The organism is Demequina zhanjiangensis, assembly GCF_030418315.1.
GTDB classification, from domain to species: domain Bacteria; phylum Actinomycetota; class Actinomycetes; order Actinomycetales; family Demequinaceae; genus Demequina; species Demequina zhanjiangensis.
Window position 1 is genome coordinate 168,442 of sequence record NZ_JAUHPV010000001.1, and the last position, 23,461, is coordinate 191,902.

The window sequence follows — 23,461 nt, forward strand, 5'->3', positions numbered from 1 at the left end:
CCGAGCGGGAAGCACCAGGCATGGCGGAGCGCATCGAGTACAAGACGCGTGAGCAGATGCGCACCATGGCGCGCGCGGGGCTCGTCGTCGAGTCGGCTCTCGCGGCCGGGCGCGCGGCGGCGGTGGCCGGAGCCACGACCGCCGACATCGATGCCGCTGCCGCCCGGGCCATCGCTGACGGGGGAGCGACCTCGAACTTCCTGGGGTACCACGGCTTCCCGGCGTCGAGCTGCGTGTCCGTGAACGATGAGGTCGTGCATGGCATCCCCGGTGAGCGTGTGCTCGCGGACGGCGACGTGGTGTCCATCGACTGCGGAGCGATCATCGACGGGTGGCACGGCGACTCCGCCGTCAGCTTCACCGTCGGAGCCGCGCAGAGCGAGGCGGACTCCGCGCTGATCGAGGCAACCAGGCGCGCGCTGTGGGCTGGCATCGCTGCCCTTGCCAGAGCAAAGAGGCTCGACGAGGTAGCCGCGGCCATCGAGGACGTCGCGATCGAGGCCGGCGTCCACCCGATCGAAGGCTACGTGGGCCACGGGATCGGCACGGCCATGCACCAGTCGCCCGAGGTGCTGAACTACCGCGCCCGTGGCCGTCTGGCGAAGGTGCGCCCGGGGCTGTGCGTGGCGATCGAGCCGATGTTCGTGATCGGCACCGCTGACTCCGACGTGCTCGCCGACGACTGGACCGTGGTCTCTGCCGACGGCAGCCGAGCGGCGCACTGGGAGCATTCGATCGCGGTGCACGAGGACGGCATCTGGGTGCTCACGGCCACCGACGGTGGCGCCTCGGAGCTTGCGCCGTACGGCGTGACGCCTGTCCGGCCGTGAGGCGGAGCATCAGGGTTCTCGCTGGCACAGGGCGCATGGCGACCGCCTGGGGGACTTCTCACAGGAGGACGGTCGACTCTTGCGGGATGGTGACACGACCCGTACGGTGGGCTTCGACGCGCCGTAGCCTCCCCTCCAGCAGGCGGGGCGTGGCGTGCGATGGCACGGAGGGAGGGGTGATGGCTCGAGGCTTCAACTACGCACCTGGCGCGAGCGAGGACGCGGCTCGCGCTGCTGAGCCTGGCCTCGCCCGTGAGGTGATCCTTGAGCTGAGCGGCTCCAAGAACGCAGTCGTCCGTGAGATCGTCGCCCAGCGCGATGATCTGACGCTCGCCATGTCGGTCACGCTCGCGCATGACTCCACGACCGATGTCAGGGCTGCGCTCGCCTCCAACACTCACGTGTCCTCCACGATCCTCGAGCACCTGTCCGGCGACCGCCAGCGGGACGTGGTGCTCGCGGTCGCGCGGAACGGATGCGCACCGCAAGGCGTGCTCGAGCAGCTCGCGCTGCACAAGCGCAGCGAGGTGCGGGATGCAGCGCTCGCCACGCTCGAGCAGCAGGCGGAGGTGCCTCCCGCCCCCGCCGATCCTGCGGAGGCCGAACCCGCGCCGTCGCATCTCACCAGTCTTCCGGCCCGCGCCGAGCGCGACGAGGTCTCGGAGAACGTCCCCCTGCCGTTCACCTCGAACGGCTGACACACGCACACGCGCGGCGCCCTCTCCGTGGACGCCGCAATGACAAGGAACCACGAGGAAATGGCATTCTCCTTCTCCCGCTCCAAGGCTGAGGACCTCGCTCGCGCGCAGGACCCGAGCACCGTCCCCGCCGACCTGGTCGCGCTCGCCATGCACAAGGACGACGCGGTGCGCGCCGCCGTGGCCGGCCGCCCTGACTGCCCGATGGCGACCATGCTCGTGCTCGCGCAGGACAAGGACTCCGACGTGCTTCAGGCGCTGGTGCAGAACCAGTCGGCGAGCCCCACGGTGCTCCAGATGCTCGCGGACAGCCGCAAGGGATCGGTCCGCACCGCGGCGCGCAGCCGCCTCGGCGCCGCGGACTGACGTAGTCTCACCGGCTCGTCACCCGTCAGCCAGCTGATCGTCAACTACGCCCGCTAGCGTCCTTCTCGCGCCCGTCCTCGTGGACGGCGCGCTGAGGGGAGCGACGGTGGCGCAGGACGAGAGGTCGTGGTCGCGCGCGCTCATGGCGAGCAGCGGCGTCGCACTCGACCATGACGACCGTGTGACAGGGCCGAGCCATGAGTGGCTGGAGGCTGGGGCGGCTGATCTCTCCCGCCCACGGCTGCTGGAGTTCGCCGCACATCGCGACGCCCGCATCCGCGAGACGATCGCCTTGCGACCCGACTGCCCGACAGGCCTCCTCGCCACCCTCGCCTTCGACGACGACCGATCGGTCAGGCGCGCGGTGGCCGCTCATCCCCGCATCGCGCCGGCGATCGCCACCGAACTGGCGCGGGACCGAGACCAGGAGGTGCTGCGCACGCTGGCCCGTAACTCCGCCGTGGACGAGGCCGTGGTCCGCGCACTCGCGTCGCATCGGCGCGGTGAGGTGCGGCGCACCGCGCGGCGTGCGCTCGAGGAACGGGCCTCACGTGGCGCCGATCGGCCTCACGGTCCCGAGCGCGACCTTGAGGACCTGATCCCGCCCGAGCTGCGGGATCGATGGCGCCCACCGAGCGCCGAGGCGAGCCCCGCGCCCACACGGAGTGCTCGCGCGTACGCACCGCGGCCGGTCGTCCCGTCGCGTCCGCCGGTGCCTGAGGGAGCCGCCGACGCTGCCTTGGAGAAGGTGCGGCCGGGAGAGCATGCGGCGCCCACCTTCATGCCGAGCGCCGAGGCGCTCGCAAGGTCGGACACCGCGCGCCAGATGTAGCATTCTTCACAAAGCGTCGCCAACCGGCCCGATGCTCACTAGATTGAGCGGGAATACGAGTGGCCCGAGCACGTGAAGCTTGCGGAGGGGCGTGACATGGCACAGGAACGGCAACCGTTCAGGGGTTTCGCACGCGCGGGAATCGAGCCCGGCGAGGAGCGCGGAGCAGCGCTGCTGGATACGGCGGCGGTGCGCGCCGCACGCGTGACGCATATCGGCGGGACGACGGGTTCCACGCCGGTGCCGGTGGTCAGCGCGGAGGCCGCTGCGGCCATCCTGAACGCTGGAACACCGATCACGTCGTCGCTCCCTCGAGTCGAGGTCGCGTCCGAGCCTCCCGCGCCCGTGCGATCCGTGTCTCCGATCGAGGTCGACACCGCTGGACAGGAGGGGGTCGACGCTCTGCAGCTCGAGTCCGAGCCACAGGCGACTCCAGCCGCTCCGTCCGCCTCCCAGGTCGACACGCCGGCGCTCATGGCTTCCTCCCCACAGGAGGGCGCCGTGCTCGCGGGCGAGCCCGTCGAGGCATCGGCTCAGCGAATCCTCGAGGAGCCCGCGGTCGCGTCGGCACCGCCAGTCGTCGAGGAGCCCGCAGCCGCGCCGTCCGCAACCGAGGCGCCGCAGCCGACGCGACCCGCTTCACAGCCTCTCGCGGGCGCCGCGCGGGTGTCCGCGCCTGCGGGGGACTTCGAGGCCTTCGCCAGCACCGCGAGCGCGTCCGCGCCCCCCATGTCGAGGACCCCGCTGGGCGTCGACCCCGAACTGCGGGACGAGCCTGACGCGGGCGCGCCGGACCTCGAGCCTGACGAGCCGATCGTCACCGGGGCAGGCGCTGCCCCACCGGCATCCGTCGAGGCCCCCGAGGTGGACGACTCGATCGTGGTGCTCGAGGAGCCCGTGCTGATCTCGGGCGGAGAGATCATCCGTCCCCGCACCATGCAGGCTCCGGTGAGGCCGCAGCCGGCGGAGCCGTCGGCGCTGACGCCGAACCCTGACTCGCGCGACGATCTTGCGCGCGCAGCCGATCCCGCGGTGGCGGGGCAGGAGCTGATGGGGCTCGCCACCCACCGACGCGCGGCAGTGCGTGCCGCGGTGGCGGCGCGCCCGGATCTCCCGGCGACGGTGGTCGTCTTCCTGAGCCGCGATCACTCCTCAGAGGTGCTGACCTCGCTCCTGCGCAACCCGCGCATTCCCGCCTCCACGGTGCGCTATCTGGCGGACCACCGCGATCCGCGCGTCGCGGACCTCGCGGTGCAGCGTCTGCGCAACGACTTCCGCTGACACCAGCGGGCTTGTCGCACGCGCGCAGAGGGACTATACTCGTCCGTCGGGCCATTTTTGTGTGCCCGAAATTTCATGTCCACCAAAGTTAGCGGAGTCCATGGCTAAGAAAGACGGCGTCATCGAGGTCGAAGGCACCGTGGTCGAGGCATTGCCGAACGCGTCGTTCCGTGTGGAGCTGACCAACGGCCACCTCGTCCTCGCCCACATCTCAGGCAAGATGCGCCAGCACTACATCCGAATCCTTCCCGAGGACCGTGTGGTGGTGGAGCTGAGCCCGTATGACCTGTCCCGAGGCCGGATCGTCTACCGCTACAAGTGAACGTCGCTGCCGGCCCTGGTAGGGACCGGGACCGACAGCGAAGGAAAGAACCATGAAGGTTAAGCCCAGCGTCAAGCCGATCTGCGACAAGTGCAAGGTCATTCGACGGGGTGGCCGCGTGATGGTCATCTGCGAGAACCTGCGCCACAAGCAGCGTCAGGGCTAGACACACAGAAGAAATCCTCGTTCAGGACCGGGAGACCGGCACCCTCGGCTCGGAGGCCGAGGCCCGCACAGACAATCAGCGGGATCTGAGCGTCAGACCTCCGACTACTGATGGAGTAGCAGCTACATGGCACGCATTGTCGGTGTCGACCTCCCGCGCGAGAAGCGCATGGAGATCGCACTCACCTATATCTACGGAGTCGGGCGCACCCGTGCGCTCGAGATCCTCGCAGCCACCGGTGTGAGCGGAGACATCCGCGTCAAGGACGCAGACGAGGCCGCCCTCGTCGCGATCCGTGACTACATCGAGGCCAACTTCACCGTCGAGGGCGACCTTCGCCGCGAGGTGCAGGCCGACATCCGCCGCAAGGTGGAGATCGGTAACTACCAGGGTCTGCGTCACCGCCGCGGCATGCCTGTCCGCGGACAGCGCACCAAGACCAACGCGCGTACCCGCAAGGGCCGCAAGAAGACCGTCGCCGGAAAGAAGAAGTAAGCCATGGCAGCTCCCACGCGTAAGCCGCGCAAGAAGATCAAGAAGACCGTCGCGCACGGTCAGGCGCACATCAAGTCGACCTTCAACAACACGATCATCTCGATCACGGACCCCTCGGGCGCCGTCGTGTCGTGGTCGTCGTCCGGTCAGGTCGGCTTCAAGGGCTCCCGCAAGTCGACGCCCTACGCCGCGCAGATGGCCGCCGAGGCCGCTGCCCGCCGTGCGCAGGACGCAGGCATGAGCAAGGTGGACGTCTTCGTCAAGGGCCCGGGCTCCGGTCGTGACACGGCCGTCCGCTCGCTGACGGCCGCCGGCCTCGAGGTGACCTCCATCAAGGACGTCACCCCGCAGGCGCACAACGGCTGCCGCCCCCCGAAGCGCCGCCGCGGCTAGCAGCACCGGTCGCCGGGGCCTCACAGCCCCGGCGACGGTCGCCGCGCGTCGCCACCCACACTTCCCTACGCTGACCCTGGAGCCCCCGAAGGGCCCCAGGTTTGCGAGCATCAAATAGCGGGTGCTCGGAAAGGAAACAACCGTGCTCATCGCACAGCGTCCCACCCTCACCGAGAAGGTCATCTCGGAGAACCGTTCGCAGTTCTCGCTCAAGCCGCTGGAGCCGGGCTTCGGCTACACGCTGGGCAACTCGCTGCGCCGCACGCTGCTGTCGTCCATCCCGGGCGCCGCGATCACGTCGGTGCGCTTCGAGGGCGTGCTCCACGAGTTCACGACCATCGAGGGCGTGAAGGAGGATGTCACCGAGATCCTCCTGAACCTGAAGACCCTCGTCGTCTCCTCGGAGCACGACGAGCCCGTCGTCATGTACCTGCGCAAGTCGGGTGCCGGTGCCGTCACCGCTGCGGACATCGCTCCGCCGGCCGGTGTCGAGATCCACAACCCGGATCTGCACATCGCGACCCTCAACTCCAAGGCGAAGTTCGAGGTCGAGCTGACCGTCGAGCGCGGCCGTGGCTACGTGCCCGCCTCGCTCAACAAGGTCTACGACGCCGAGATCGGTCAGATCCCCGTCGACTCGATCTACTCGCCGGTCCTGAAGGTCACGTACAAGGTCGACGCCACCCGCGTCGCCCAGCGCACCGACTTCGACGAGCTGATCATCGACGTCGAGACCAAGTCGTCCATCTCCCCGCGCGACGCGCTCGCCTCGGCCGGCTCGACCCTGGTCGAGCTGTTCTCGCTGGCGAAGGCGCTGAACGAGGACGCTGAGGGCATCGAGATCGGCCCGTCGGACTCCGACGAGGCGCTCGAGGAGGACTACAACCAGCCCATCGAGGAGCTGAACCTCACGCAGCGTTCCTACAACTGCCTCAAGCGCGAGGGCATCCACACCGTGGGTGAGCTCACCGCGCGCAGCGAGACCGACCTGATGGACATCCGCAACTTTGGCCAGAAGTCGATCACCGAGGTCAAGGAGAAGCTGGCCGAGCTCGGCTTCTCCCTGAAGGACTCGGGCATCGAGTACGACGCTGGCGCGGCCGCCGGCGTGTACTTCTCGGGCAGCGAAGACTAAGAGGAGAACACCCCTATGCCTACCCCCACCAAGGGAGCCCGTCTCGGCGGCGGCCCGGCCCACGAGCGCCAGATCCTGGCGAACCTGGCCCAGAGCCTCTTCGAGCACGGTCGCATCACCACCACCGTCACCAAGGCGAAGCGCCTGCGTCCCTACGCCGAGCGCCTCATCACCTTCGCGAAGCGCGGCGACCTCGCCTCGCGCCGTCGCGTGCTCGGCATCATCTCGGACAAGGGCGTCGTGCACACCCTGTTCACCGAGATCGGCCCGGGCTTCGCGGAGCGCGAGGGTGGCTACACCCGCATCACCAAGGTCGGCAACCGCAAGGGCGACAACGCCCCCATGGCCGTGATCGAGCTCGTCGAGTTCGGCGCTCCCGCCAAGAAGGCCGTCAAGGCCGAGGCGGAGAAGGCGACCAAGAAGGCTGCCCCGAAGGCTGAGAAGGTCGAGGAGGCTCCCGCAGAGGAGACCGTCGAGGCCGAGGCCACCGAGGCTGCCGCCGAGGGCGACGAGAAGTAACTCTCCGCAGGGCGTCTGACGCCCCGCAAGAACACCGGGACGGGCCCGCATGACCGAGCTGCTCAGCAGTGACGTCGTGCGGGCCCGTCTCGATTTCTCCTACGACGGCACGGGCTTCCACGGCTGGGCGGCGCAGCCTGGCCTGAGGACCGTGCAGGACGAGCTGGAGGCGGGCCTGTCGCGTGTGGTGCGCCGCACCGATGGCTCCTCTGCCGACGCCTTGCGCGTCACCGTCGCCGGGCGCACCGACGCGGGAGTGCACGCGCGCGGCCAGGTCGCCCATGTGGACATCCCCGCTGACGCGTGGGAGCGGCTTCCCGGGCGGACGGAGCGGGATCCTGCTCAGGCGCTACGTGCACGCCTGACAGGCGTGCTGCCACGCGACATCGTGGTGCGTTCCGCCTCGCGGGCCGCCGAGGGCTTCGACGCGCGATTCTCAGCGCTCGAGCGCAGGTATGCCTACCGCTTGTGCGACAGGCCGGAGCTTCGTGACCCGCTGCGGCGTCACCACGTGGTGTTCCACGCCCGAGCGTTGGACGTGGCCGCCCTCGCGGCCGCCTCGGACACCCTGACGGGGCTCCGGGACTTCGCGGCGTTCTGCAAGGCCCGCGAGGGGGCGACGACAATCCGTGATCTCGTCGAGTTCTCGTGGTCGCGCCCTGAGGAGGGGCCTGACGCCGGGCATGTGGTCGCGACCGTCAGGGCCGACGCGTTCTGTCACTCGATGGTCCGAGGCCTCGTCGGCGCCGTGCTGGCGGTGGGGGAGGGTCGACGCGACCTCGCCTGGCTGGGCGACGTCGCGTCCCACCCCGAGCGTTCCCAGGCGATCGCCGTGGCGCCCGCGCACGGTCTCACGCTCGAGGAGGTCGTCTACCCCGCGGACGAGGCGCTCGCGGCCCGAGCCGTCGCGACGCGAGACAGGCGCAGCGCCGACGAGCTCGAGGGCTGACGCGTTCGCACGTCGACTGGCCGGAGCTCCGGAGCTCCGGAGCGCCGGTGAGGCTGTTCACATCGGCTCGCGCGAGCGCTGTCCCAGGTGCCACAATGGGGGCATCGACCGAGTCCTGGCGGATGTCGGTGGCGTGCGAGTTCTCATTCCCACGTCCCACGGTTTGACCGGGGTACCGACACGCCGGTAAACTCGGTCGTCGTTGTGCGCTCCCCGTGGATGGTGCCTCCCACTCGCCTTTCGCAGGTACGCCGACCGAACCTCTGCGGGCCGTTCGGCCCGCGCCCAGAACTCAGAAAGTTAAGGCTTCACAGTGCGTACGTATTCTCCCAAGGCGGGTGACGTCACCAAGGACTGGTACGTCATCGACGCGACGGACGTGGTTCTCGGTCGTCTTGCCTCGCAGGCTGCTCAGCTGCTTCGCGGCAAGCACAAGGCGACCTTTGCCCCCCACGTCGACTCCGGCGACTTCGTGATCATCATCAACGCGGAGAAGATTGCCCTCACCGGCAACAAGCTCACGGACAAGATGGTCTACCGCCACTCGGGCTACCCGGGCGGTCTGAAGACCAAGGCGATCGGCGAGCTGCTCGAGCAGCAGCCCGAGCGCGTGATCGAGAACGCCGTCAAGGGCATGCTGCCCCACAACAAGCTGGGCCGCGCTCAGATCTCCAAGCTGAAGGTCTACGCCGGTGCCGAGCACCCGCACGCCGCGCAGCAGCCCAAGCCGTTCACCATCGCGCAGGTCGCGCAGTAGTCCTGAAGGAACGAAGAATCATGGCAGATGTGACGACCGACGTCGACAACGAGACCCCCACCGAGTACACGACCGAGTCCGCTCCTGAGCGTGGCAAGGGCACCTCGGAGATCGCCCCCGGCGCCGGCCTCGGCCGCCGCAAGGAGGCTGTCGCCCGCGTGCGCCTGGTCCCCGGTACTGGCAAGTGGCTGATCAACGGCCGCGAGCTCGAGAACTACTTCCCGAACAAGGTGCACCAGCAGCTCGTCAACGAGCCGTTCGCGCTCCTCGACATCGAGGGCAAGTTCGACGTGCACGCTCGCCTCGTCGGTGGTGGCCCCTCCGGTCAGGCCGGTGCGCTCCGCCTCGGTGTGGCCCGCGCGCTCAACGAGATCGACTCCGAGACGAACCGCCCGGCGCTCAAGAAGGCTGGCTTCCTGACCCGCGACGCTCGCGTCGTGGAGCGCAAGAAGGCTGGTCTCAAGAAGGCCCGCCGCGCGCCCCAGTACTCGAAGCGCTAAGCAGCAGAGCACCGCGCATGGCGCGACTCTTCGGCACGGACGGTGTCCGGGGCCTTGCCAACCGCGACCTCACGGCGGAGCTGGCGGTCGACCTTGCGGTCGCCGCGGCCCACGTGCTGGCCGAGCGGGGCGAGTTCTCCGGCCACCGTCCGCGTGCCGTGATCGGCCGCGACCCTCGCGTCTCAGGTGAGTTCCTGAGCGCGGCGGTCGCGGCCGGTCTTGCTTCTGCAGGGGTGGACGTCCTGTCGGTGGACGTCCTTCCGACCCCTGCGGTCGCCTACCTCACCGCCTCCACTGAGGCGGATCTGGGCGTCGTGGTGTCCGCCTCCCACAACGCCATGCCGGACAACGGCATCAAGTTCTTCGCCCGCGGCGGCCACAAGCTCGACGATGCGGTCGAGGAGGCAATCGAGGCGCAGCTCGGCGAGGACTGGGAGCGGCCCACCGGTGCGTCCGTCGGCCGCCTGGTGCGCGCCGAGAACCTCGCCTGCGAGTACATCGACCACGTCGTCGGAGCGGTCCGCGAGTTCACCGGCAAGGAGTCGCCGCTCTCCGGCGTGCGGCTCGTCGTGGATGCCGCGCATGGCGCAGCGAGCGTCGTCGGCCCCGAGGCCCTCCAGAAGGCCGGCGCCGATGTCATCGTCATCAACGCCGACCCGGACGGCCTCAACATCAACGAGGGGGTTGGCTCCACGCATCTCGATCCCCTCAAGCTCGCCGTGCTCGAGCACGGCGCCGACATGGGTGTCGCCTTCGACGGTGATGCCGACCGGTGCCTGGCCGTGGACCACACGGGCGCGGTGGTGGACGGCGACCGCATCATGGGACTGCTCGCGATCGCCATGCAGAGCGCCGGCGTCCTGTACCGGGACACGCTCGTCGCCACCGTGATGAGCAACCTCGGACTGCACCACGCGATGCGTGCCGCGGGCATCGAGATCGTCGAGACCGCTGTCGGCGACCGCTACGTGCTCGAGGCCATGCGCGAGAACGGCTACGTCCTCGGCGGCGAGCAGTCGGGCCACGTGATCCTCTCCAAGTACGCGACGACGGGTGACGGCGTGCTGACCGCTCTCATGCTCGGCTCGCTCGTCGCGTCCGGCGGCTCGCTGCACGACCAGTGCGCCTCCATCGCCACCCTGCCGCAGGTGCTCGTCAACGTCGGCGGCGTGGACCGCAGCCGGGTGCACACCGACTCGGCGCTCGCCGACGCGGTCGCAGCCGCCCGCACCGAGTTGGGCGACTCCGGCCGTGTGCTCCTGCGCCCGTCGGGGACGGAGCCGCTCGTGCGAGTGATGGTCGAGGCCTCGACCGAGGACGACGCCCACCGGTACGCGGACTCGCTCGCCGGCGTCGTCAAGGAACGTCTGGCGCTCTGACAGGCACGGCGCCCTGGCTGGTGCGTGCGCCCGACCTCCGCGGTCATCCTTCCGCCCTACGCGGAATCGGGGCAGCCCCCCATACCGTGGGTGCCGCGCGGCTGGAAGACTGGGCCGGGTGAACGACACCCTGGACTGGATCCTGCATCTGAGCAGCCGCCTCAACGAGTGGATCCTGCACTTCGCGGAATCCCTGTGGATCTATCCGCTGACGTTCCTGATGTCGCTGATCGACGGCTTCTTCCCTGTGGTGCCCTCGGAGTCGATCGTGATCGCCACATCGACCGCCTCGGTGCAGACAGGGACCCCGATCCTGATCTTCATCTTCCTCGTCGCCGCGACCGGCGCGTGGTGCGGGGATCAGGTCGCCTACTGGATCGGGTCGCGCTTCGACGTGCGCCGCTGGGGGATCTTCACACGCGACAAGGCGCGTCATTCGCTCGACTGGGCGGAGCACCAGCTCGAGCGGCGAGGCACGAGCTTCATCATCGCGGCTCGCTTCATCCCGATGGGGCGCGTGGCGGTGAACCTCATGGCGGGCGCGCTGCGCTTCCCGCGCAAGCGCTTCATGGGCGTGGACGCCGTCGCTGTGACGATCTGGGCCGTCTGGGGCATCCTGCTGGGCACCGTGGCCGGTTCGATCTTCGACGAGGACAACCTGTTCGTGTCGGTGGTCGTGGGCATCGTGATGGGTACTGTGCTCGGGTTCTTCGTGGACAAGATCCTGTCCCTCTTCGGGCTCACGAAGCCCGAGCTGCCCGATCTCGCCGGCGACATCGAGCAGCGGCTCGAGACCGGTGAGCTCGAGGTGAGGCCGACCCTCAAGGAGCGCCGTGCCGAGCGCCACGGCGCGCATCCTCGCGAGGACGACGACCAGTGAGCGACCCGTCCGCCGTCGAGGGCGTCGACGGCGTGGACGTCGGCTGGGAGGACGCCAAGGCGGCCAACCTCGCGAACTGGGAGGAGCGGGTGCCTCTCCACGTCGAGGGGTACGGCCTCAACTCCTTCCGTGACGATCCCGCGCATCTGTCGTCGGTGGTGCGCACGGACCTGGAGATGCTGACGCCCCACCTGCCCGAGGGATCGTTGGAGGGGCTGGACCTGTGCCACCTCCAGTGCCACATCGGCACCGACACGGTGTCGCTTGCGCGGGCCGGCGCGGCCCGCGTGGTGGGGGTGGACTTCTCCCCGTCGGCCCTGACGGCGGCAGCAGGCCTCGCTGACGAGCTCGGCGTGCATGCGGACTGGGTCCAGGGGGACGTGCTCGAGGCGCGGGCGCTCGTCGACGCGGCGCTCGGTGAGGACACGTTGTTCGACGTGGTCTACACGAGCATCGGCACCATCACCTGGCTCGCGGACCTGCACGCCTGGGCTCGCCAGATCGAGGCACTGCTCAAGCCAGGCGGGGTGTTCTACATCCGGGACAGCCATCCGATGATGTTCACCCTGGACGAGCGTCGAGACGACCTGACGATGGCGTTCAGGTACTTCGGCGACGGCCGGCCCATGCAGTGGGACGATGCGTCCACATACGTGGGAGACGGCACGATCGCGGCGACGCGCACCTACGACTACCCGCACGCGTTGTCCGAGGTCGTCACGGTCCTCCTGGAGGCGGGGCTCACGCTTGAGGCGATGCACGAGGGCCGCACGCTGCCGTGGCACTTCGCGCCTCGCATGGTGGAGGTGGGGGACGGCGAGTTCGCCTTCCCGGGAGACGAGGCAGAGCGGGTGCCGTGCACGTTCACGCTGGTGGCCCGGAAGCCCGAGTCGCCGCTCGACTAGATCTTGCGGAGCCTGACCGACTGGATGCTGTGGTCCGGGCCCTTGTCCAGGATGATCGTCGCCCGCGCCCGGGTGGGGGCGATGTTGCGGGCGAGGTTAGGCGCGTTGATGGTGTCCCAGATGTACGACGCGCGCTCCACGGCCTCGTCATCGGTGAGGTTCGCGTAGTTGCGGAAGTACGAGTCGGGCCGCGAGAAGGCGGTGCCGCGCAGGGTCAGGAACCTGTCCACGTACCAACGGCGCACGTCGTCCGGCTTGGCATCCACATAGATCGAGGCGTCGAAGTAGTCGGACAAGGCGAAGGCAGGGCTGCCTGGCTCGCGAAGCACCGGCGGAGCGAGGACGTTGAGGCCCTCGACGATGAGGACGTCAGGCTTGCGAACCACGACCCGCTCGTCGGGCACGATGTCGTAGGTCACGTGCGAGTAGACCGGTGCGGTGACCTCGGGAAGGCCCGACTTCACGTCGGCCACGAAGCGTCGCAGCGCCCGCCTGTCGTAGGACTCGGGGAATCCCTTGCGGGACATCAGGCCGCGCTTCTCGAGCTCGGCGTTGGGCAGCAGGAAGCCGTCGGTGGTGACGAGCTCCACGTGCGGCGAGTCGGGCCAGCGCGCCATGAGCTCGCGCAGCACGCGCGCGGTCGTGGACTTGCCGACGGCCACCGATCCGGCGACGCCGATCACGAAGGGCGTCCGGCCGGCGCGCTCGCCCAGGAACTCGCTCGTCGCGCGGTGAAGGCCGCCCGTCGCCTGCGAGTACAGGTCGAGCAGGCGCGACAGCGGTCGGTAGACGGTGTCGACCTCTTCCAGGGAGATCGGGTCGGCCACACCGCGGACTCGGCGGATGTCGTCCTCGGTCAGCGGCAGCGGTGTCGCGTCGGCGAGGGCCGCCCACTCCTCGCGTGTCAGGGTGACGAACGGGGTGCGAAGGGACGCGTCGATCGGGGCCACGGCACCATTCTGGCGCATGCTGTGGAGCCTGCGGGCACTGCCCCGGGTGCCGCCTAGACTGACGGCATGTGCGGAATCGTGGGTTATGTCGGATCCGGCGCGCCGAGTGCGCGCCCTGAGGGCGTCGTCATGGCGGGCCTGGCCCGTCTCGAGTACCGCGGGTACGACTCCGCAGGCCTGGCCATCGTCACCGACGATACGACGCACGTGGACATGGCGAAGAAGGCCGGCAAGCTCGTCAACCTGGGCAAGGAGCTCGCCGAGCATCCGCTGCGCTCCGGCACGGCCGCGATCGGCCACACCCGGTGGGCGACGCACGGTGCGCCCACGGACGTCAACGCCCACCCGCATCTGGCCGCTGACGGCAGGATCGCGATCATCCACAACGGCATCATCGAGAACTACAGCCCGCTGCGCGCCGAGCTGCGTGCCGAGGGCGTGCAGTTCCTGTCCGAGACCGACACCGAGGTCGTCGGCCACCTGCTCGCGCGTGAGGTGCTCGCCGGCCACGACCTGGTCCACGCCATGAGGCTCGTCGCCGCGCGCCTGGAGGGTGCGTTCACGCTGCTGGCCGTCGACTCCCACGAGCCACGCGTCGTGGTGGGCGCGCGCCGCAACTCGCCGCTCGTCGTCGGGCTGGGCGAGGGCGAGAACTTCCTCGGCTCCGACGTGGTCGCGTTCATCGAGCACACCCGCACGGCGCTCGAGCTCGGTCAGGACGAGGTCGTCGTCATCACGCCCGAGGGCGTAGAGGTCACCGACTACGCCGGCAACCCGATCGAGCGTGAGCCGTACAGGATCGACTGGGACTCGGAGGCGGCGCAGAAGGGCGGCTTCTCCACGTTCATGGACAAGGAGATCCACGACCAGCCGACGGCGGTCGCGGACACCCTGCGAGGCCGCATCGACGAGCACGGCAAGCTCAAGCTCGACGAGGGCGTCGTCGCGGACCAGGTGCTGAACTCGATCGACAAGATCATCGTGATCGCGTGCGGCACCGCGGCGTACGCGGGCATGGTCGCGCGCTACGCGATCGAGCACTGGACCCGCATCCCCGTCGAGGTGGAGTTGGCTCACGAGTTCCGCTACCGCGATCCCGTGGTCAACGTGCGCACGCTCGTGGTCGCCATGAGCCAATCGGGCGAGACGATGGACACGATCATGGCGCTGCGTCACGCGCAGCAGCAGGGGGCGCCCGTGATCTCGATCGTGAACGCGCAGGGCTCCACGATCGCCCGCGAGTCCGACGCGGTCCTGTACACGCGCGCCGGGCCGGAGATCGCCGTCGCCTCCACCAAGGCGTTCCTGGCGCAGATCACGGCCGCCTATCTGCTCGGCATCTATCTGGCGGAGCTGCGCGGCAACAAGTTCCCCGACGAGATCCGCACGCTGCTGTCGCAGCTGGATGAGATGCCGGCGAAGCTTCAGCGGGTGCTCGACACGGCGGAGCCGGTCCGCGAGCTCGCACGCTCGCTCGTGAACGACCGCAGCGTCCTGTTCCTCGGCCGTCACGTGGGCTACCCCGTGGCGCTCGAGGGCGCGCTCAAGCTCAAGGAGATCGCGTACATCCACGCGGAGGGCTTCGCGGCGGGAGAGCTCAAGCACGGTCCGATCGCGCTGATCGATGAGGGCCAGCCGGTCTTCATCATCCTGCCGAGCCCGAAGGGGCGCGAGTCGCTCCACAGCAAGGTGATCTCCAACGTGCAGGAGGTCCGCGCCCGCGGCGCCCGCACCTTCGTGATCGCGGAGGAGGGCGACACCGAGGCAGCCGAGCACGCCGAGCAGGTCTTCTACGTGCCGGCCTCTCCCGTGCTGATGAGCCCGCTGCTCACCGTGGTGCCGCTGCAGATCTTCGCGCACGAGCTCGCGTCCGCGAAGGGCTATGACGTGGACCAGCCGCGCAACCTCGCGAAGTCCGTCACGGTGGAGTGACCGTGGCAGTGGTGGGCGTCGGGATCGACGTGGTCGCCATCGAGCGGTTCGAGGACGCGCTCGAGCGGTCACCCGGATTCCTCGAGAGGGTGTTCACCCCTGCCGAGCGCGGGCTGGGCCACCACTCTCTCGCCGCGCGGTGGGCGGCCAAGGAGGCGCTCGCGAAGGCGCTGGGCGCGCCCGCGGGCCTGTCGTGGCAGGACTGCGAGATCGCTCGCGAGGATGGGCAGCGACCGCAGTTCGCGCTGACGGGCACGGTGGCGGCACGCGCCGCCGAGCTCGGCATCGCCACGCTCCACCTGTCGCTCACGCACGACGCGGGCATCGCCTCCGCCGTCGTCGTCGCGGAGAGCTGACCGGAACCCGCCTCGCAGACAGCATCTCAAGGAAGACTGGACCCATGAGCATCGCCATCACGATCGACCACGGCGCGATCGCCGACAACATCAGGGCGCTGCGCGCGCGTGCGGCGGGTGCCCAGGTGATGGGTGTGGTGAAGGCCGACGCGTACGGTCACGGGTTGATCGAGGCGGGACGCGCGGCGCGTGAAGGCGGCGCGGCGTGGCTGGGCACTGCGCAGCCGACCGAGGCTCTCGCGTTGCGCGAAGCGGGCGACGAGGGGCGCATCCTCACGTGGCTCTACGGCCCTGACGGGCCGTTCGACCGGCTGATCCCGGCGGGCATCGACCTCTCGGTCGGGTCGCTCAAGGTGCTCGAGGCGATCGCTGCGGCCGCGCGCGCCACGGGCGAGGCGCCCCGGCTGCACGTCTTCGTCGACACAGGCCTGGGGCGCGAGGGATGCCCGATCGATCTGCTGCCCGCGCTGCTGGACCGCGCGAAGGAGCTGCAGGATGCCGGGACGGTCAGCGTGGTCGGCATGTGGTCGCATCTCGCGTGGGCGGACAGACCCGGCCATCCGACGATCGACAGGCAGGCCGCTGTGTTCGCGACGGCGCTCGACATGGCCGCGGAGCGGGCGCTCACGCTCGAGGTGCGGCACCTGGCGAACTCCGCGGCGACGCTCACCCGCCCCGACCTGCACTTCGACCTGGTTCGGCCCGGCATCGCGATGTACGGATGCCCTCCCGTGGAGGACCCCGACGGCGCGCTGTGGGGCCTGAGGCCTGCCATGGCGGTGACGACCCGGCTCGCGCTCGTGAAGCCGGTGCACGCCGGGCAGGGCGTGAGCTACGGGCACGAGTACACGACGGACAGGGAGACGGTCCTCGGTCTCGTCCCCGTCGGGTACGCCGACGGGGTGTTCCGCTCGTGCGGCGGAGGGCGCGCAGAGGTGGCGGTGCGTGGTTCCCGCTATCCGATCGCGGGTCGCGTATGCATGGACCAGTTCGTCATCGATCTGGGCCCCGACACGGAGGCGACCGAGGGCGACGAGGTCATCCTGTTCGGCCCGGACGGGCCCACTGCCCAGGAATGGGCGGCCGCTGCGGGGACCATCGACTACGAGATCCTGTGCCGCTTCGGCGGCCTTCGACCGAAGGGTGAGGCATGACGACGTACGACGCCCCTGACGCCGACGCGATGAAGGCGCTCGGCCGCGACGTGGTGGGCCCCCTGCTGGGTGCCGGCGACCTGGTGATCCTCACCGGCGACCTCGGCGCGGGCAAGACGACGTTCACGCAGGGACTCGGCGAGGCCCTCGGCGTGCGAGGCCCGGTCGCGAGCCCCACGTTCATCATCGCCCGGACGCACCCGTCAGAGGTCGGCGGGCCGTCCCTGGTTCACGTGGACGCGTACAGGCTCGGATCGCTCGCCGAGCTCGACGACCTGGACCTTGATGCAGCGCTCGAGGACTCGGTGACGGTGGTCGAGTGGGGCGAGGGCGCCGCAGAGCAGCTGTCCCAGGACCGCCTTCATGTGGTGATCCGTCGTGAGCGTGGCGGCGAGCTCGACATGAACGCGCCAGATGCCGGGGTCCGGCAGGTCGAGGTGTCCGGGCACGGTGCTCGGTGGCAGGGCTCCTTCGGCGCCGACGCCTAGGCTGAGAGCATGATCCTCGCGCTCGACACGTCCGCCGCGGTCGCCGTCTCCGTCCTCGACGGTGATGACGTCCGGGCCTCCCGCACCGCTCACGCGCCCCGTGGCCACGCCGAGCTTCTCGCAGGCCTGATCCAGGAGGCGATGGAGGAGGCGGGCTGTGACCGTTCCGCGGTGGAGCGGATCGTCGTCGGCACGGGTCCGGCGCCGTTCACGGGACTGCGCGTCGGCCTGGTGACCGCGCGCACGCTCGGCTTCGCCTGGGGAGTGCCCGTGCATGGCACCTGCTCGCTCGACGCGGTCGGCGCCGCGCTCGCGGACGAGGGCGAGGTGACCGTCGTCTCGGATGCGCGCCGCAAGGAGCTGTACTGGGCCGCGTATCGCGATGGCGTGCGCGTGTCGGGGCCCGACGTCGCGTACCCGTCGGACGTGCCGATCGCCGGCGTCGTCGCCGGTCCCGGTGCGGCGCTGTACGCGGAGGCGCTGCCGGACGGCACGGTGGTCGACATCGATCCCGCGTGGCTGGCCCGGGTCGTCGCCCGTCGCCTCGAGGCGGGGGAGACCGATCTGCCCACCGAGCCGATGTATCTGCGCCGCCCCGACGTGCACGGCGTCCCCGGAGCGTGACCGACGATCCTCGCGCGCCCCGGCTGCGCGATCTGCATGAGACCGACCTCGCCTGGATGGCCGAGGTCGAGCGAGAGCTGTTCGGGCCGTCGGCCTGGTCGGAGTCCCTGATCCGCGAGGACTTCCGGTACGGCGCGCGCCGCTACAGGGGAGTGTGGCTTGGCGAGGAGCGGGTGGCGTACGCCGTGTACGGCTTCGACGGCGACGCGTTCAGCCTGATGAACCTCGCGGTGGTCCCTGCGCATCGGCGCGAAGGGATCGCCCGGCTGGTCCTTGAGGACCTGCTGGACGAGGCGCGTTCGCTCGACGTCGCGGAGGTGTGGCTCGAGGTGGCCGTGGACAACCTGGGAGCGCTGGCGCTGTACCGGTCCTTCGGCTTCGAGGACGTGCGCATCCGCAAGCGCTACTACCAGCCCGAGGGCATCGACGCGCTCGTGATGCGCAGGCCCATGCGGCGGGCGGCGGGCTTCTAGAGCTCGAGGACGGAGGCGTCCCAGTCGGGCCGGCCGCGTCGGTCGCCCGCGCCGTGTGTGCCATCCTCCGCGGGGTAGCCGACGGCGAGCAGCAGCTCGGGATGCCAGGGGCGGTCCCCGAGCAGGTCGCGTGACAGGCCGCCCCTGTCGAAGCCGGCCATGGGGCGCACGTCGAGCCCCGCAGCGCGCAGGGCGACGATGAGGAACCCGATCTGCAGCCACGTGCTGTCGTGCGCGGTGATCGCGCGCGCGTCGGGGCGGCTCTCGAGCACGTCGTACAGCCCGGGGATGCCGGGTGCGGTGACCTCGAGGTGCTCGTGGTACCGGGGGTCGGAGGCGGCGACGAGGATCAACGGGGCGCGATCGAGCTTGAGGCGGTTGCCGCCGTTCGCGTGCTCCATCACGATCTCGCGAGCGTGCTCCGACTGCGCGACGACGATGCGCAGAGGCGACGAGTTGTTCGCTGACGGCGCCCATCGCACCAGCTCGTGCACCGCGCGCATGGTCTCCGGCGATATCTCGCGCTCGGACCAGCGCGTCGCGGAGCGGGCGTCCAGGAAGAGCAGCCGGAGGACGTCCTCGGGCAGGGGGAAGCTCGCGTGGGAGGGATGGGGCACTGCACTCACGTGGAGTACTGACGATTCTGCGCCGTCCAGTATTCCCGCCGACTACCCTGGAGGCGTGGAACCCCTGATCCTCGGCATCGAGAGCACCTGCGATGAGACCGGTGCGGCGCTCGTGCGCGGCACCGAGCTGCTCGCTGACGTCGTCGCGTCGTCCATGGACGAGCATGCCCGCTTCGGCGGGATCGTCCCCGAGGTCGCCTCGCGCGCGCACCTGGAGGCGTTCGTGCCGACGGTGGAGGAGGCGTTGAACCGGGCGGGAGCCTCGCTCGCGGATGTGGACGGCATCGCCGTGGCCTCCGGGCCCGGGCTCGTCGGGTCGCTGACGGTCGGAGTCTCCGCGGCGAAGGCGCTCGCCCTCGCGCTCGGCAAGCCCCTGTACGGCGTGAACCACGTGATCGGCCATGCGGCGGTCGACGAGCTGGTGCACGGTCCGATGCCGGAGCGCACCATGGCGCTCGTGGTCTCGGGCGGGCACACGTCGCTGCTGCTCGTGAACGACATCGCGACCGACGTGGTCGAGCTCGGCCACACGCTCGACGACGCGGCGGGGGAGGCGTTCGACAAGGTGGGCCGCCTGCTGAACCTTCCCTACCCGGGCGGGCCGCACGTGGACCGGCTGGCGCGCGAGGGGGATCCTGAGGCGATCCCGTTCCCGCGTGCGCTGACCAGCGCGAAGGCCATGCAGAAGCATGCCTACGACTTCTCGTTCTCGGGGCTCAAGACCGCCGTGGCACGCTGGATCGAGGCGCGTGAGGAGGCCGGCCAGGAGATTCCTGTGGCCGATGTCGCCGCGTCCTTCGCGGCCGCGGTGGCCGAGGTGCTGGTGGACAAGACCATCGCCGCGTGCCGTGCACACGACGTCGACACCCTCGTGATCGGCGGCGGGTTCTCCGCGAACTCGCAGCTGCGCGAGCTCGCCACCGAACGCTGCGCGCAGGCGGGGATCGACGTGCGCATCCCGCCGATCCGCTACTGCACCGACAACGGGGCGATGATCGCCGCGCTCGGCTCCGCGGTCGCCCGCCGCGGCGTCGCTCCGAGCCTGCTCGACATCGGCGTCGACTCCTCGATGCCGCTGAGCACGATCACGGTCTGAGGTGGCCGCGTCCCCATGAGCATCCGACGGAGGAGCGTGGGGACAGCCCTGCTCGCGGCGATGGCTCTCACCGCGTGCAGCGGGCAGGGGGACGTCGCGCAGATCTCGCCCGACGCCTCACCCTCCGTCTCTCCGGAGGCGTCCGCTTCGCCTTCGGTGACGGTGTCGCCCGAGCCGGAGGCCCTCGCGTGGGGGCCGACGCTTGAGGATTGGGACGACGCGCTCGCGACGGCGGAGGCGCTGACCGTCCGTCAGGCGGCTGGAGCGGTGCTGCTGCCCGCGTACTCGGCCGCGGATGCCGAGGGAGTGCACGCGCTCGTGTCCGACTCGGGCGTCGCCGGCGTCATGCTCATGGGTGAGGCGACAGGCTCGGCCACGACAGCGTCGACCTTGGCGGCATCCGCGCAGGACGGCGCCGGGGACCGCGGCTGGCCGGCGGTCGTGGCCGTCGACCAGGAGGGCGGCCCCGTGGCGAGGCTCGGCGACGCCGTCGCCCAGCTTCCTGCCTTCATGGCGGCCGGCGCGGTGCCGGATGAGGCGGTGATCCGTGAGACCTACGCCCAGGCGGGAGCGGAGCTGAAGGCGCTGGGCTTCACGGTCGACTTCGCACCCGTGGGCGACGTCACCGTGGGTTTGGCGGACCCCGTGATCCGCACCCGATCGGCAGGCGATGATCCTGAGCGCGTCGCCGCGACCGTCGTCGCGGCCTCGCTCGGCTACCTGGAGGGAGGCGTCGCGCCTACGGTGAAGCACTTCCCTGGGCACGGGGCCGTGACCACGGATTCACACGCGAGCGTGCCCACCCGCGACGCATCGCTCGCGGAGATCGAGTCTGTGGACCTCGTGCCGTTCCGCGAGGCCGTGGAGGCGGGCGTGCCGCTCGTGATGATGAGCCACGTCGCGGTGCCCGAGTGGGGAGGGGTGCCTGCGAGCGTGGACCCTCAGGCCTACGTCGCCCTGCGTGACGGGCTCGGCTTCACAGGCGTCGCGGTCACGGACGCGCTCAACATGGGAGCGATCACCGAGGGCCTCGCTCCCGGCGAGGCGGCGGTCCAGGCGCTTCGCGCTGGAGCCGACCTGCTTCTGATGCCCGAGTCGATGGTCAAGGCGCGAAGCGCGATCGTTCAAGCCGTCGAGTCGGGTTCGCTGTCACGCGAGCGGCTCGACGAGGCTGCCGCGCGCGTCATCCTCCTCGCGCGGTGGCAGGAGAGCCTCACGTCCTCCGTGACCGTCGCGGACGGATATGCGGAGGACTTCGCGCGCGAGGCGGTCACGGTCGGCGCGACGGCCTGTGACGCGCCGTTCCTCGGGCATAGCGTCACGATCACGGGAGGCTTCGCCGCCGACAGGGACGCGCTCGCTGCCGCCCTCGAGGCGCACGGCGTCCAGGTGGGCGGCGGAGGCACCTCGATCTGGATCACCGGCAGCGACGACTCGTCGGGAAGTGCGGACGTGGTGGTTGCGATGGGGGGCCCGTGGGCGCTCGAGCGTTCGAACGCCTCCGTCTACGTCGCCGCCTATGGACGCAGCCCTGAGGCGCTCGCGGGCGTGGCCGCGGTCCTCGCGGGCGACGCAGAGCCGCGGGGGGAGTGGCCGATATCGCTCGACGGGGTGCCGGCCGCCTGCTGACGGGTGGCGGGTGGCGTCGGCCGTCAGCGCGGCAACGGCTCCACGAGCAAGGCGGTGTGGCGGCCCGCGACGCGCGTGAGCACGACGGTCGCCGCCTCGGTGCCGCGCAGCTTCAGCTGGGGGCGCAGCCGTTCCGGAGTGACGTCGATGCCGCGCTTCTTGATCTCCACGCGCCCCACCTCCCGCGCGCGCAGCGCCTTCGCGAGCCGCGACGTCGAGTACGGCATCGACTCGAGCACCCGGTAGCCCCGCGCGAACGGAGTGCTGACCTGGGAGTCCGAGGTGAGGTACGCGATCGTGGGATCCACCAGGTGTGCGCCGATGCTGTCGCCGAGCGGGCCGACCAGGCCCGCGCGGATCACGGCTCCGTCGGGCTCGTAGAGGTACTCGCCCAGGCCGCCCATCTCTCCGTGCACCGGGTCCCCGGCGATCTCGTGCGCCTCATCGCCGTGGATCACGAGCGCGGCGTGCCCTTCCCGTTGTGCGAGCGGTCCGCACCAGAGCCCGGCCTCCACCACGTCTCCGTCCACGGAGACCCACTGCGCCTCGACCGGGCCGTGCGAGGCGGAGGGGAGGGCGTCGTGCGGGATGCCGGGGCCCACCTTCACGCCGAGCGCGGGGAACTGATCCCTGAGCGCGAGGACCTCGTCGAGCGGGGGAGAGTAGTCGCGGGGGTCGTGGCGCCGGCCGCGTCCGGTGCGGCGTGCGGGGTCCGCGAAGATCGCGTCGACCCCAGGGACGTCTCGCACCGTCGACATCGAGTCCGCGTGCACGACCACGGAGTCGCGCCAATGCCTCAGGTGATGGTCCGCGAGCAACGCGGTCGCCTCATCCCGCTCGAACGCGACCACGGGGAGGCCGAGCGCGGACATCGTCATCGCGTCGACTCCGAGCCCTGCGGTCAGGTCGGCGACGCGCTCGCAGCCTGCGGCCGCGTAGCGCCTCGCGTGACGCGCGGCGACGCTCAGCCGGGTGGCCTGCTCGAGGCCCTCGCGGGTGAAGAGCATGCCGTCCGCGAACTCCCCGAGCTTGGCCCGCGCCTTGTGCCTCAGCTCCGCCTGGGTGAGCACCGCAGCGACCAGGCCTCCGTCGAGTCCCTGGGCCCGCAGGCGGCTGCCGAAGGAGAGCGGCTCGATCTCTTCGTAGGGAGGCATGCTGTCGATCAGCGCGAGCGTCTCGGGCTCGAGCAGCATGCGTGCGGTCTCGGCCTCCATGCCAGCGATGATTCCATGGTGAGGGGCCGATCGCCGAAGCGTTAGCACTCGACGCGGGTGAGTGCTAATCTGATGGCGCTCCGAGAGGGAGCTCGGCATCGGTCCGGATCGCCTGACCCCCGCGACGGCAGGTCGCCCGGCAGATGTCGCAACCTGAACTTCGAGACGGAAGGTGAGGTCCGCAGTGTCGGTCTCAATCAAGCCTCTGGAGGACAAGGTCGTGGTCAAGGCGGCTGCCGCCGAGACGACCACGGCCTCCGGCCTCGTGATCCCTGACACCGCCAAGGAGAAGCCCCAGGAGGGCGAGGTCGTGGCGGTGGGCCCGGGTCGTATCGACGACAACGGCAACCGCGTCCCCGTGGACGTCGCCGTGGGCGACAAGGTGATCTACAGCAAGTACGGCGGCACCGAGGTCAAGTACGCGGGCGAGGAGTTCCTCATCCTCTCCGCGCGCGACCTGCTCGCCATCGTCGGCTAAGCAGCCGCACGAACGACGAGGGCCCCGGGAGCGG

29 protein-coding genes are annotated in these 23,461 nt (G+C 70.2%); 26 read left to right on the plus strand and 3 right to left on the minus strand.

Going from position 1 to position 23,461, the window contains the following annotated elements; genetic code table 11:
* Window positions 1-20: 20 nt before the first annotated feature.
* The 17 genes from map (at window position 21) to QQX04_RS00895 (ending at window position 12,407) form a co-directional block, all read left to right on the plus strand.
* Entirely contained in the window at window positions 21-830 is an 810-nt protein-coding gene (gene map / locus QQX04_RS00815) for a type I methionyl aminopeptidase (RefSeq protein WP_301125238.1), read from the plus strand.
* Window positions 831-1,009: 179 nt separating this feature from the next.
* Window positions 1,010-1,528 carry a hypothetical protein gene (locus tag QQX04_RS00820; protein WP_301125239.1) on the plus strand — a complete coding sequence of 173 codons (519 nt, stop codon included), beginning with the start codon at window positions 1,010-1,012 and terminating at the stop codon, window positions 1,526-1,528.
* Window positions 1,529-1,588: 60 nt separating this feature from the next.
* Window positions 1,589-1,894: a hypothetical protein gene (locus tag QQX04_RS00825; RefSeq protein ID WP_301125241.1), complete on the plus strand. Its 306-nt coding sequence runs from the start codon at window positions 1,589-1,591 to the stop codon at window positions 1,892-1,894.
* Between the two features lie 106 nt (window positions 1,895-2,000).
* The gene (locus tag QQX04_RS00830) at window positions 2,001-2,726 is read left to right on the plus strand and encodes a hypothetical protein (RefSeq protein WP_301125243.1); all 726 of its coding nucleotides are present in this window, start codon (window positions 2,001-2,003) and stop codon (window positions 2,724-2,726) included.
* Window positions 2,727-2,822: 96 nt separating this feature from the next.
* Entirely contained in the window at window positions 2,823-4,007 is a 1,185-nt protein-coding gene (locus QQX04_RS00835; protein WP_301125244.1) for a hypothetical protein, read from the plus strand.
* Window positions 4,008-4,107: 100 nt separating this feature from the next.
* Window positions 4,108-4,329 carry a translation initiation factor IF-1 gene (gene infA / locus QQX04_RS00840; RefSeq protein ID WP_061960952.1) on the plus strand — a complete coding sequence of 74 codons (222 nt, stop codon included), beginning with the start codon at window positions 4,108-4,110 and terminating at the stop codon, window positions 4,327-4,329.
* A 52-nt stretch (window positions 4,330-4,381) separates the two neighbouring features.
* Entirely contained in the window at window positions 4,382-4,495 is a 114-nt protein-coding gene (gene rpmJ, locus QQX04_RS00845; RefSeq protein ID WP_062200775.1) for a 50S ribosomal protein L36, read from the plus strand.
* A gap of 126 nt (window positions 4,496-4,621) precedes the next feature.
* The gene (gene rpsM / locus QQX04_RS00850) at window positions 4,622-4,990 is read left to right on the plus strand and encodes a 30S ribosomal protein S13 (RefSeq protein ID WP_301125248.1); all 369 of its coding nucleotides are present in this window, start codon (window positions 4,622-4,624) and stop codon (window positions 4,988-4,990) included.
* 3 nt (window positions 4,991-4,993) lie between these two features.
* A complete protein-coding gene (gene rpsK / locus QQX04_RS00855) occupies window positions 4,994-5,383 on the plus strand; it encodes a 30S ribosomal protein S11 (protein WP_084074136.1) in 390 nt (129 codons plus the stop codon).
* Between the two features lie 142 nt (window positions 5,384-5,525).
* Window positions 5,526-6,518 (plus strand): DNA-directed RNA polymerase subunit alpha, encoded by a 993-nt coding sequence (locus QQX04_RS00860; protein WP_301125251.1) that lies wholly within the window; start codon window positions 5,526-5,528, stop codon window positions 6,516-6,518.
* Between the two features lie 15 nt (window positions 6,519-6,533).
* Window positions 6,534-7,037 carry a 50S ribosomal protein L17 gene (gene rplQ / locus QQX04_RS00865; protein WP_301125253.1) on the plus strand — a complete coding sequence of 168 codons (504 nt, stop codon included), beginning with the start codon at window positions 6,534-6,536 and terminating at the stop codon, window positions 7,035-7,037.
* A gap of 49 nt (window positions 7,038-7,086) precedes the next feature.
* The gene (truA, locus tag QQX04_RS00870) at window positions 7,087-7,986 is read left to right on the plus strand and encodes a tRNA pseudouridine(38-40) synthase TruA (RefSeq protein WP_301125255.1); all 900 of its coding nucleotides are present in this window, start codon (window positions 7,087-7,089) and stop codon (window positions 7,984-7,986) included.
* Window positions 7,987-8,299: 313 nt separating this feature from the next.
* A complete protein-coding gene (gene rplM / locus QQX04_RS00875) occupies window positions 8,300-8,743 on the plus strand; it encodes a 50S ribosomal protein L13 (protein WP_301125261.1) in 444 nt (147 codons plus the stop codon).
* Window positions 8,744-8,763: 20 nt separating this feature from the next.
* Complete coding sequence (rpsI, locus tag QQX04_RS00880; RefSeq protein ID WP_301125266.1) at window positions 8,764-9,243, plus strand: 30S ribosomal protein S9; 480 nt, start codon at window positions 8,764-8,766, stop codon at window positions 9,241-9,243.
* A gap of 17 nt (window positions 9,244-9,260) precedes the next feature.
* On the plus strand, window positions 9,261-10,622 hold the full coding sequence (glmM, locus tag QQX04_RS00885) for a phosphoglucosamine mutase (protein WP_301125268.1): 1,362 nt from the start codon (window positions 9,261-9,263) through the stop codon (window positions 10,620-10,622).
* A 118-nt stretch (window positions 10,623-10,740) separates the two neighbouring features.
* Window positions 10,741-11,502, plus strand: a complete 762-nt coding sequence (locus tag QQX04_RS00890; protein ID WP_301125270.1) for a DedA family protein — start codon at window positions 10,741-10,743, stop codon at window positions 11,500-11,502.
* Window positions 11,499-12,407 carry a class I SAM-dependent methyltransferase gene (locus tag QQX04_RS00895; RefSeq protein ID WP_301125272.1) on the plus strand — a complete coding sequence of 303 codons (909 nt, stop codon included), beginning with the start codon at window positions 11,499-11,501 and terminating at the stop codon, window positions 12,405-12,407. Before QQX04_RS00890 ends, QQX04_RS00895 begins: the two co-directional genes overlap by 4 nt.
* On the opposite strand, the gene coaA is transcribed toward QQX04_RS00895, so the two are convergent.
* Complete coding sequence (gene coaA, locus QQX04_RS00900; RefSeq protein ID WP_301125274.1) at window positions 12,404-13,375, minus strand: type I pantothenate kinase; 972 nt, start codon at window positions 13,373-13,375, stop codon at window positions 12,404-12,406. The two genes, QQX04_RS00895 and coaA, sit on opposite strands and share 4 nt — an antisense overlap.
* A gap of 48 nt (window positions 13,376-13,423) precedes the next feature.
* Here coaA and glmS point away from each other — a divergent pair, with 48 nt between their 5' ends.
* The 6 genes from glmS to rimI are packed head-to-tail and all read left to right on the plus strand — an operon-like array spanning window position 13,424 to window position 18,384.
* Window positions 13,424-15,289 carry a glutamine--fructose-6-phosphate transaminase (isomerizing) gene (glmS, locus tag QQX04_RS00905; RefSeq protein WP_301125280.1) on the plus strand — a complete coding sequence of 622 codons (1,866 nt, stop codon included), beginning with the start codon at window positions 13,424-13,426 and terminating at the stop codon, window positions 15,287-15,289.
* A gap of 2 nt (window positions 15,290-15,291) precedes the next feature.
* Window positions 15,292-15,645: a holo-ACP synthase gene (locus QQX04_RS00910; RefSeq protein ID WP_301125282.1), complete on the plus strand. Its 354-nt coding sequence runs from the start codon at window positions 15,292-15,294 to the stop codon at window positions 15,643-15,645.
* A 44-nt stretch (window positions 15,646-15,689) separates the two neighbouring features.
* A complete protein-coding gene (gene alr, locus QQX04_RS00915) occupies window positions 15,690-16,799 on the plus strand; it encodes an alanine racemase (RefSeq protein ID WP_301125284.1) in 1,110 nt (369 codons plus the stop codon).
* Window positions 16,796-17,287 carry a tRNA (adenosine(37)-N6)-threonylcarbamoyltransferase complex ATPase subunit type 1 TsaE gene (gene tsaE, locus QQX04_RS00920; protein WP_301125286.1) on the plus strand — a complete coding sequence of 164 codons (492 nt, stop codon included), beginning with the start codon at window positions 16,796-16,798 and terminating at the stop codon, window positions 17,285-17,287. Before alr ends, tsaE begins: the two co-directional genes overlap by 4 nt.
* A 9-nt stretch (window positions 17,288-17,296) precedes the next feature.
* Window positions 17,297-17,911, plus strand: a complete 615-nt coding sequence (gene tsaB, locus QQX04_RS00925; RefSeq protein WP_301125288.1) for a tRNA (adenosine(37)-N6)-threonylcarbamoyltransferase complex dimerization subunit type 1 TsaB — start codon at window positions 17,297-17,299, stop codon at window positions 17,909-17,911.
* On the plus strand, window positions 17,908-18,384 hold the full coding sequence (rimI, locus tag QQX04_RS00930; protein ID WP_301125290.1) for a ribosomal protein S18-alanine N-acetyltransferase: 477 nt from the start codon (window positions 17,908-17,910) through the stop codon (window positions 18,382-18,384). The genes tsaB and rimI overlap by 4 nt, the downstream gene beginning before the upstream one ends.
* Here the strand turns inward: rimI and QQX04_RS00935 are convergent.
* A complete protein-coding gene (locus QQX04_RS00935) occupies window positions 18,381-19,010 on the minus strand; it encodes a malonic semialdehyde reductase (protein WP_301125292.1) in 630 nt (209 codons plus the stop codon). The two genes, rimI and QQX04_RS00935, sit on opposite strands and share 4 nt — an antisense overlap.
* 55 nt (window positions 19,011-19,065) lie before the next feature.
* On the opposite strand from QQX04_RS00935, the gene tsaD reads away from it, so the two are divergent.
* Entirely contained in the window at window positions 19,066-20,106 is a 1,041-nt protein-coding gene (tsaD, locus tag QQX04_RS00940) for a tRNA (adenosine(37)-N6)-threonylcarbamoyltransferase complex transferase subunit TsaD (protein WP_301125294.1), read from the plus strand.
* Between the two features lie 15 nt (window positions 20,107-20,121).
* Window positions 20,122-21,735 carry a glycoside hydrolase family 3 N-terminal domain-containing protein gene (locus QQX04_RS00945; RefSeq protein WP_301125296.1) on the plus strand — a complete coding sequence of 538 codons (1,614 nt, stop codon included), beginning with the start codon at window positions 20,122-20,124 and terminating at the stop codon, window positions 21,733-21,735.
* Window positions 21,736-21,758: 23 nt separating this feature from the next.
* Here QQX04_RS00945 and QQX04_RS00950 read toward each other — a convergent pair whose 3' ends face one another.
* On the minus strand, window positions 21,759-22,949 hold the full coding sequence (locus tag QQX04_RS00950; protein WP_301125297.1) for a class I SAM-dependent methyltransferase: 1,191 nt from the start codon (window positions 22,947-22,949) through the stop codon (window positions 21,759-21,761).
* 184 nt (window positions 22,950-23,133) lie between these two features.
* Between QQX04_RS00950 and groES the strand changes: the two genes are divergently transcribed.
* Window positions 23,134-23,427: a co-chaperone GroES gene (gene groES / locus QQX04_RS00955; protein ID WP_301125299.1), complete on the plus strand. Its 294-nt coding sequence runs from the start codon at window positions 23,134-23,136 to the stop codon at window positions 23,425-23,427.
* Window positions 23,428-23,461 lie beyond the last annotated feature (34 nt).

Bases quoted from the DNA above. Each gene is read 5' to 3' on its own strand.
- glmS (WP_301125280.1), top strand. From the start codon at position 13,424: ATGTGCGGAATCGTGGGTTATGTCGGATCCGGCGCGCCGAGTGCGCGC.
- alr (WP_301125284.1), top strand. From the start codon at position 15,690: ATGAGCATCGCCATCACGATCGACCACGGCGCGATCGCCGACAACATC.
- infA (WP_061960952.1), top strand. From the start codon at position 4,108: ATGGCTAAGAAAGACGGCGTCATCGAGGTCGAAGGCACCGTGGTCGAG.
- rpsM (WP_301125248.1), top strand. From the start codon at position 4,622: ATGGCACGCATTGTCGGTGTCGACCTCCCGCGCGAGAAGCGCATGGAG.
- QQX04_RS00950 (WP_301125297.1), bottom strand. From the start codon at position 22,949: ATGGAGGCCGAGACCGCACGCATGCTGCTCGAGCCCGAGACGCTCGCG.
- glmM (WP_301125268.1), top strand. From the start codon at position 9,261: ATGGCGCGACTCTTCGGCACGGACGGTGTCCGGGGCCTTGCCAACCGC.
- QQX04_RS00820 (WP_301125239.1), top strand. From the start codon at position 1,010: ATGGCTCGAGGCTTCAACTACGCACCTGGCGCGAGCGAGGACGCGGCT.
- map (WP_301125238.1), top strand. From the start codon at position 21: ATGGCGGAGCGCATCGAGTACAAGACGCGTGAGCAGATGCGCACCATG.
- QQX04_RS00825 (WP_301125241.1), top strand. From the start codon at position 1,589: ATGGCATTCTCCTTCTCCCGCTCCAAGGCTGAGGACCTCGCTCGCGCG.
- rpsK (WP_084074136.1), top strand. From the start codon at position 4,994: ATGGCAGCTCCCACGCGTAAGCCGCGCAAGAAGATCAAGAAGACCGTC.
- QQX04_RS00835 (WP_301125244.1), top strand. From the start codon at position 2,823: ATGGCACAGGAACGGCAACCGTTCAGGGGTTTCGCACGCGCGGGAATC.
- tsaE (WP_301125286.1), top strand. From the start codon at position 16,796: ATGACGACGTACGACGCCCCTGACGCCGACGCGATGAAGGCGCTCGGC.
- tsaB (WP_301125288.1), top strand. From the start codon at position 17,297: ATGATCCTCGCGCTCGACACGTCCGCCGCGGTCGCCGTCTCCGTCCTC.
- truA (WP_301125255.1), top strand. From the start codon at position 7,087: ATGACCGAGCTGCTCAGCAGTGACGTCGTGCGGGCCCGTCTCGATTTC.
- coaA (WP_301125274.1), bottom strand. From the start codon at position 13,375: ATGCGCCAGAATGGTGCCGTGGCCCCGATCGACGCGTCCCTTCGCACC.
- rpmJ (WP_062200775.1), top strand. From the start codon at position 4,382: ATGAAGGTTAAGCCCAGCGTCAAGCCGATCTGCGACAAGTGCAAGGTC.
- rplQ (WP_301125253.1), top strand. From the start codon at position 6,534: ATGCCTACCCCCACCAAGGGAGCCCGTCTCGGCGGCGGCCCGGCCCAC.
- rpsI (WP_301125266.1), top strand. From the start codon at position 8,764: ATGGCAGATGTGACGACCGACGTCGACAACGAGACCCCCACCGAGTAC.
- QQX04_RS00945 (WP_301125296.1), top strand. From the start codon at position 20,122: ATGAGCATCCGACGGAGGAGCGTGGGGACAGCCCTGCTCGCGGCGATG.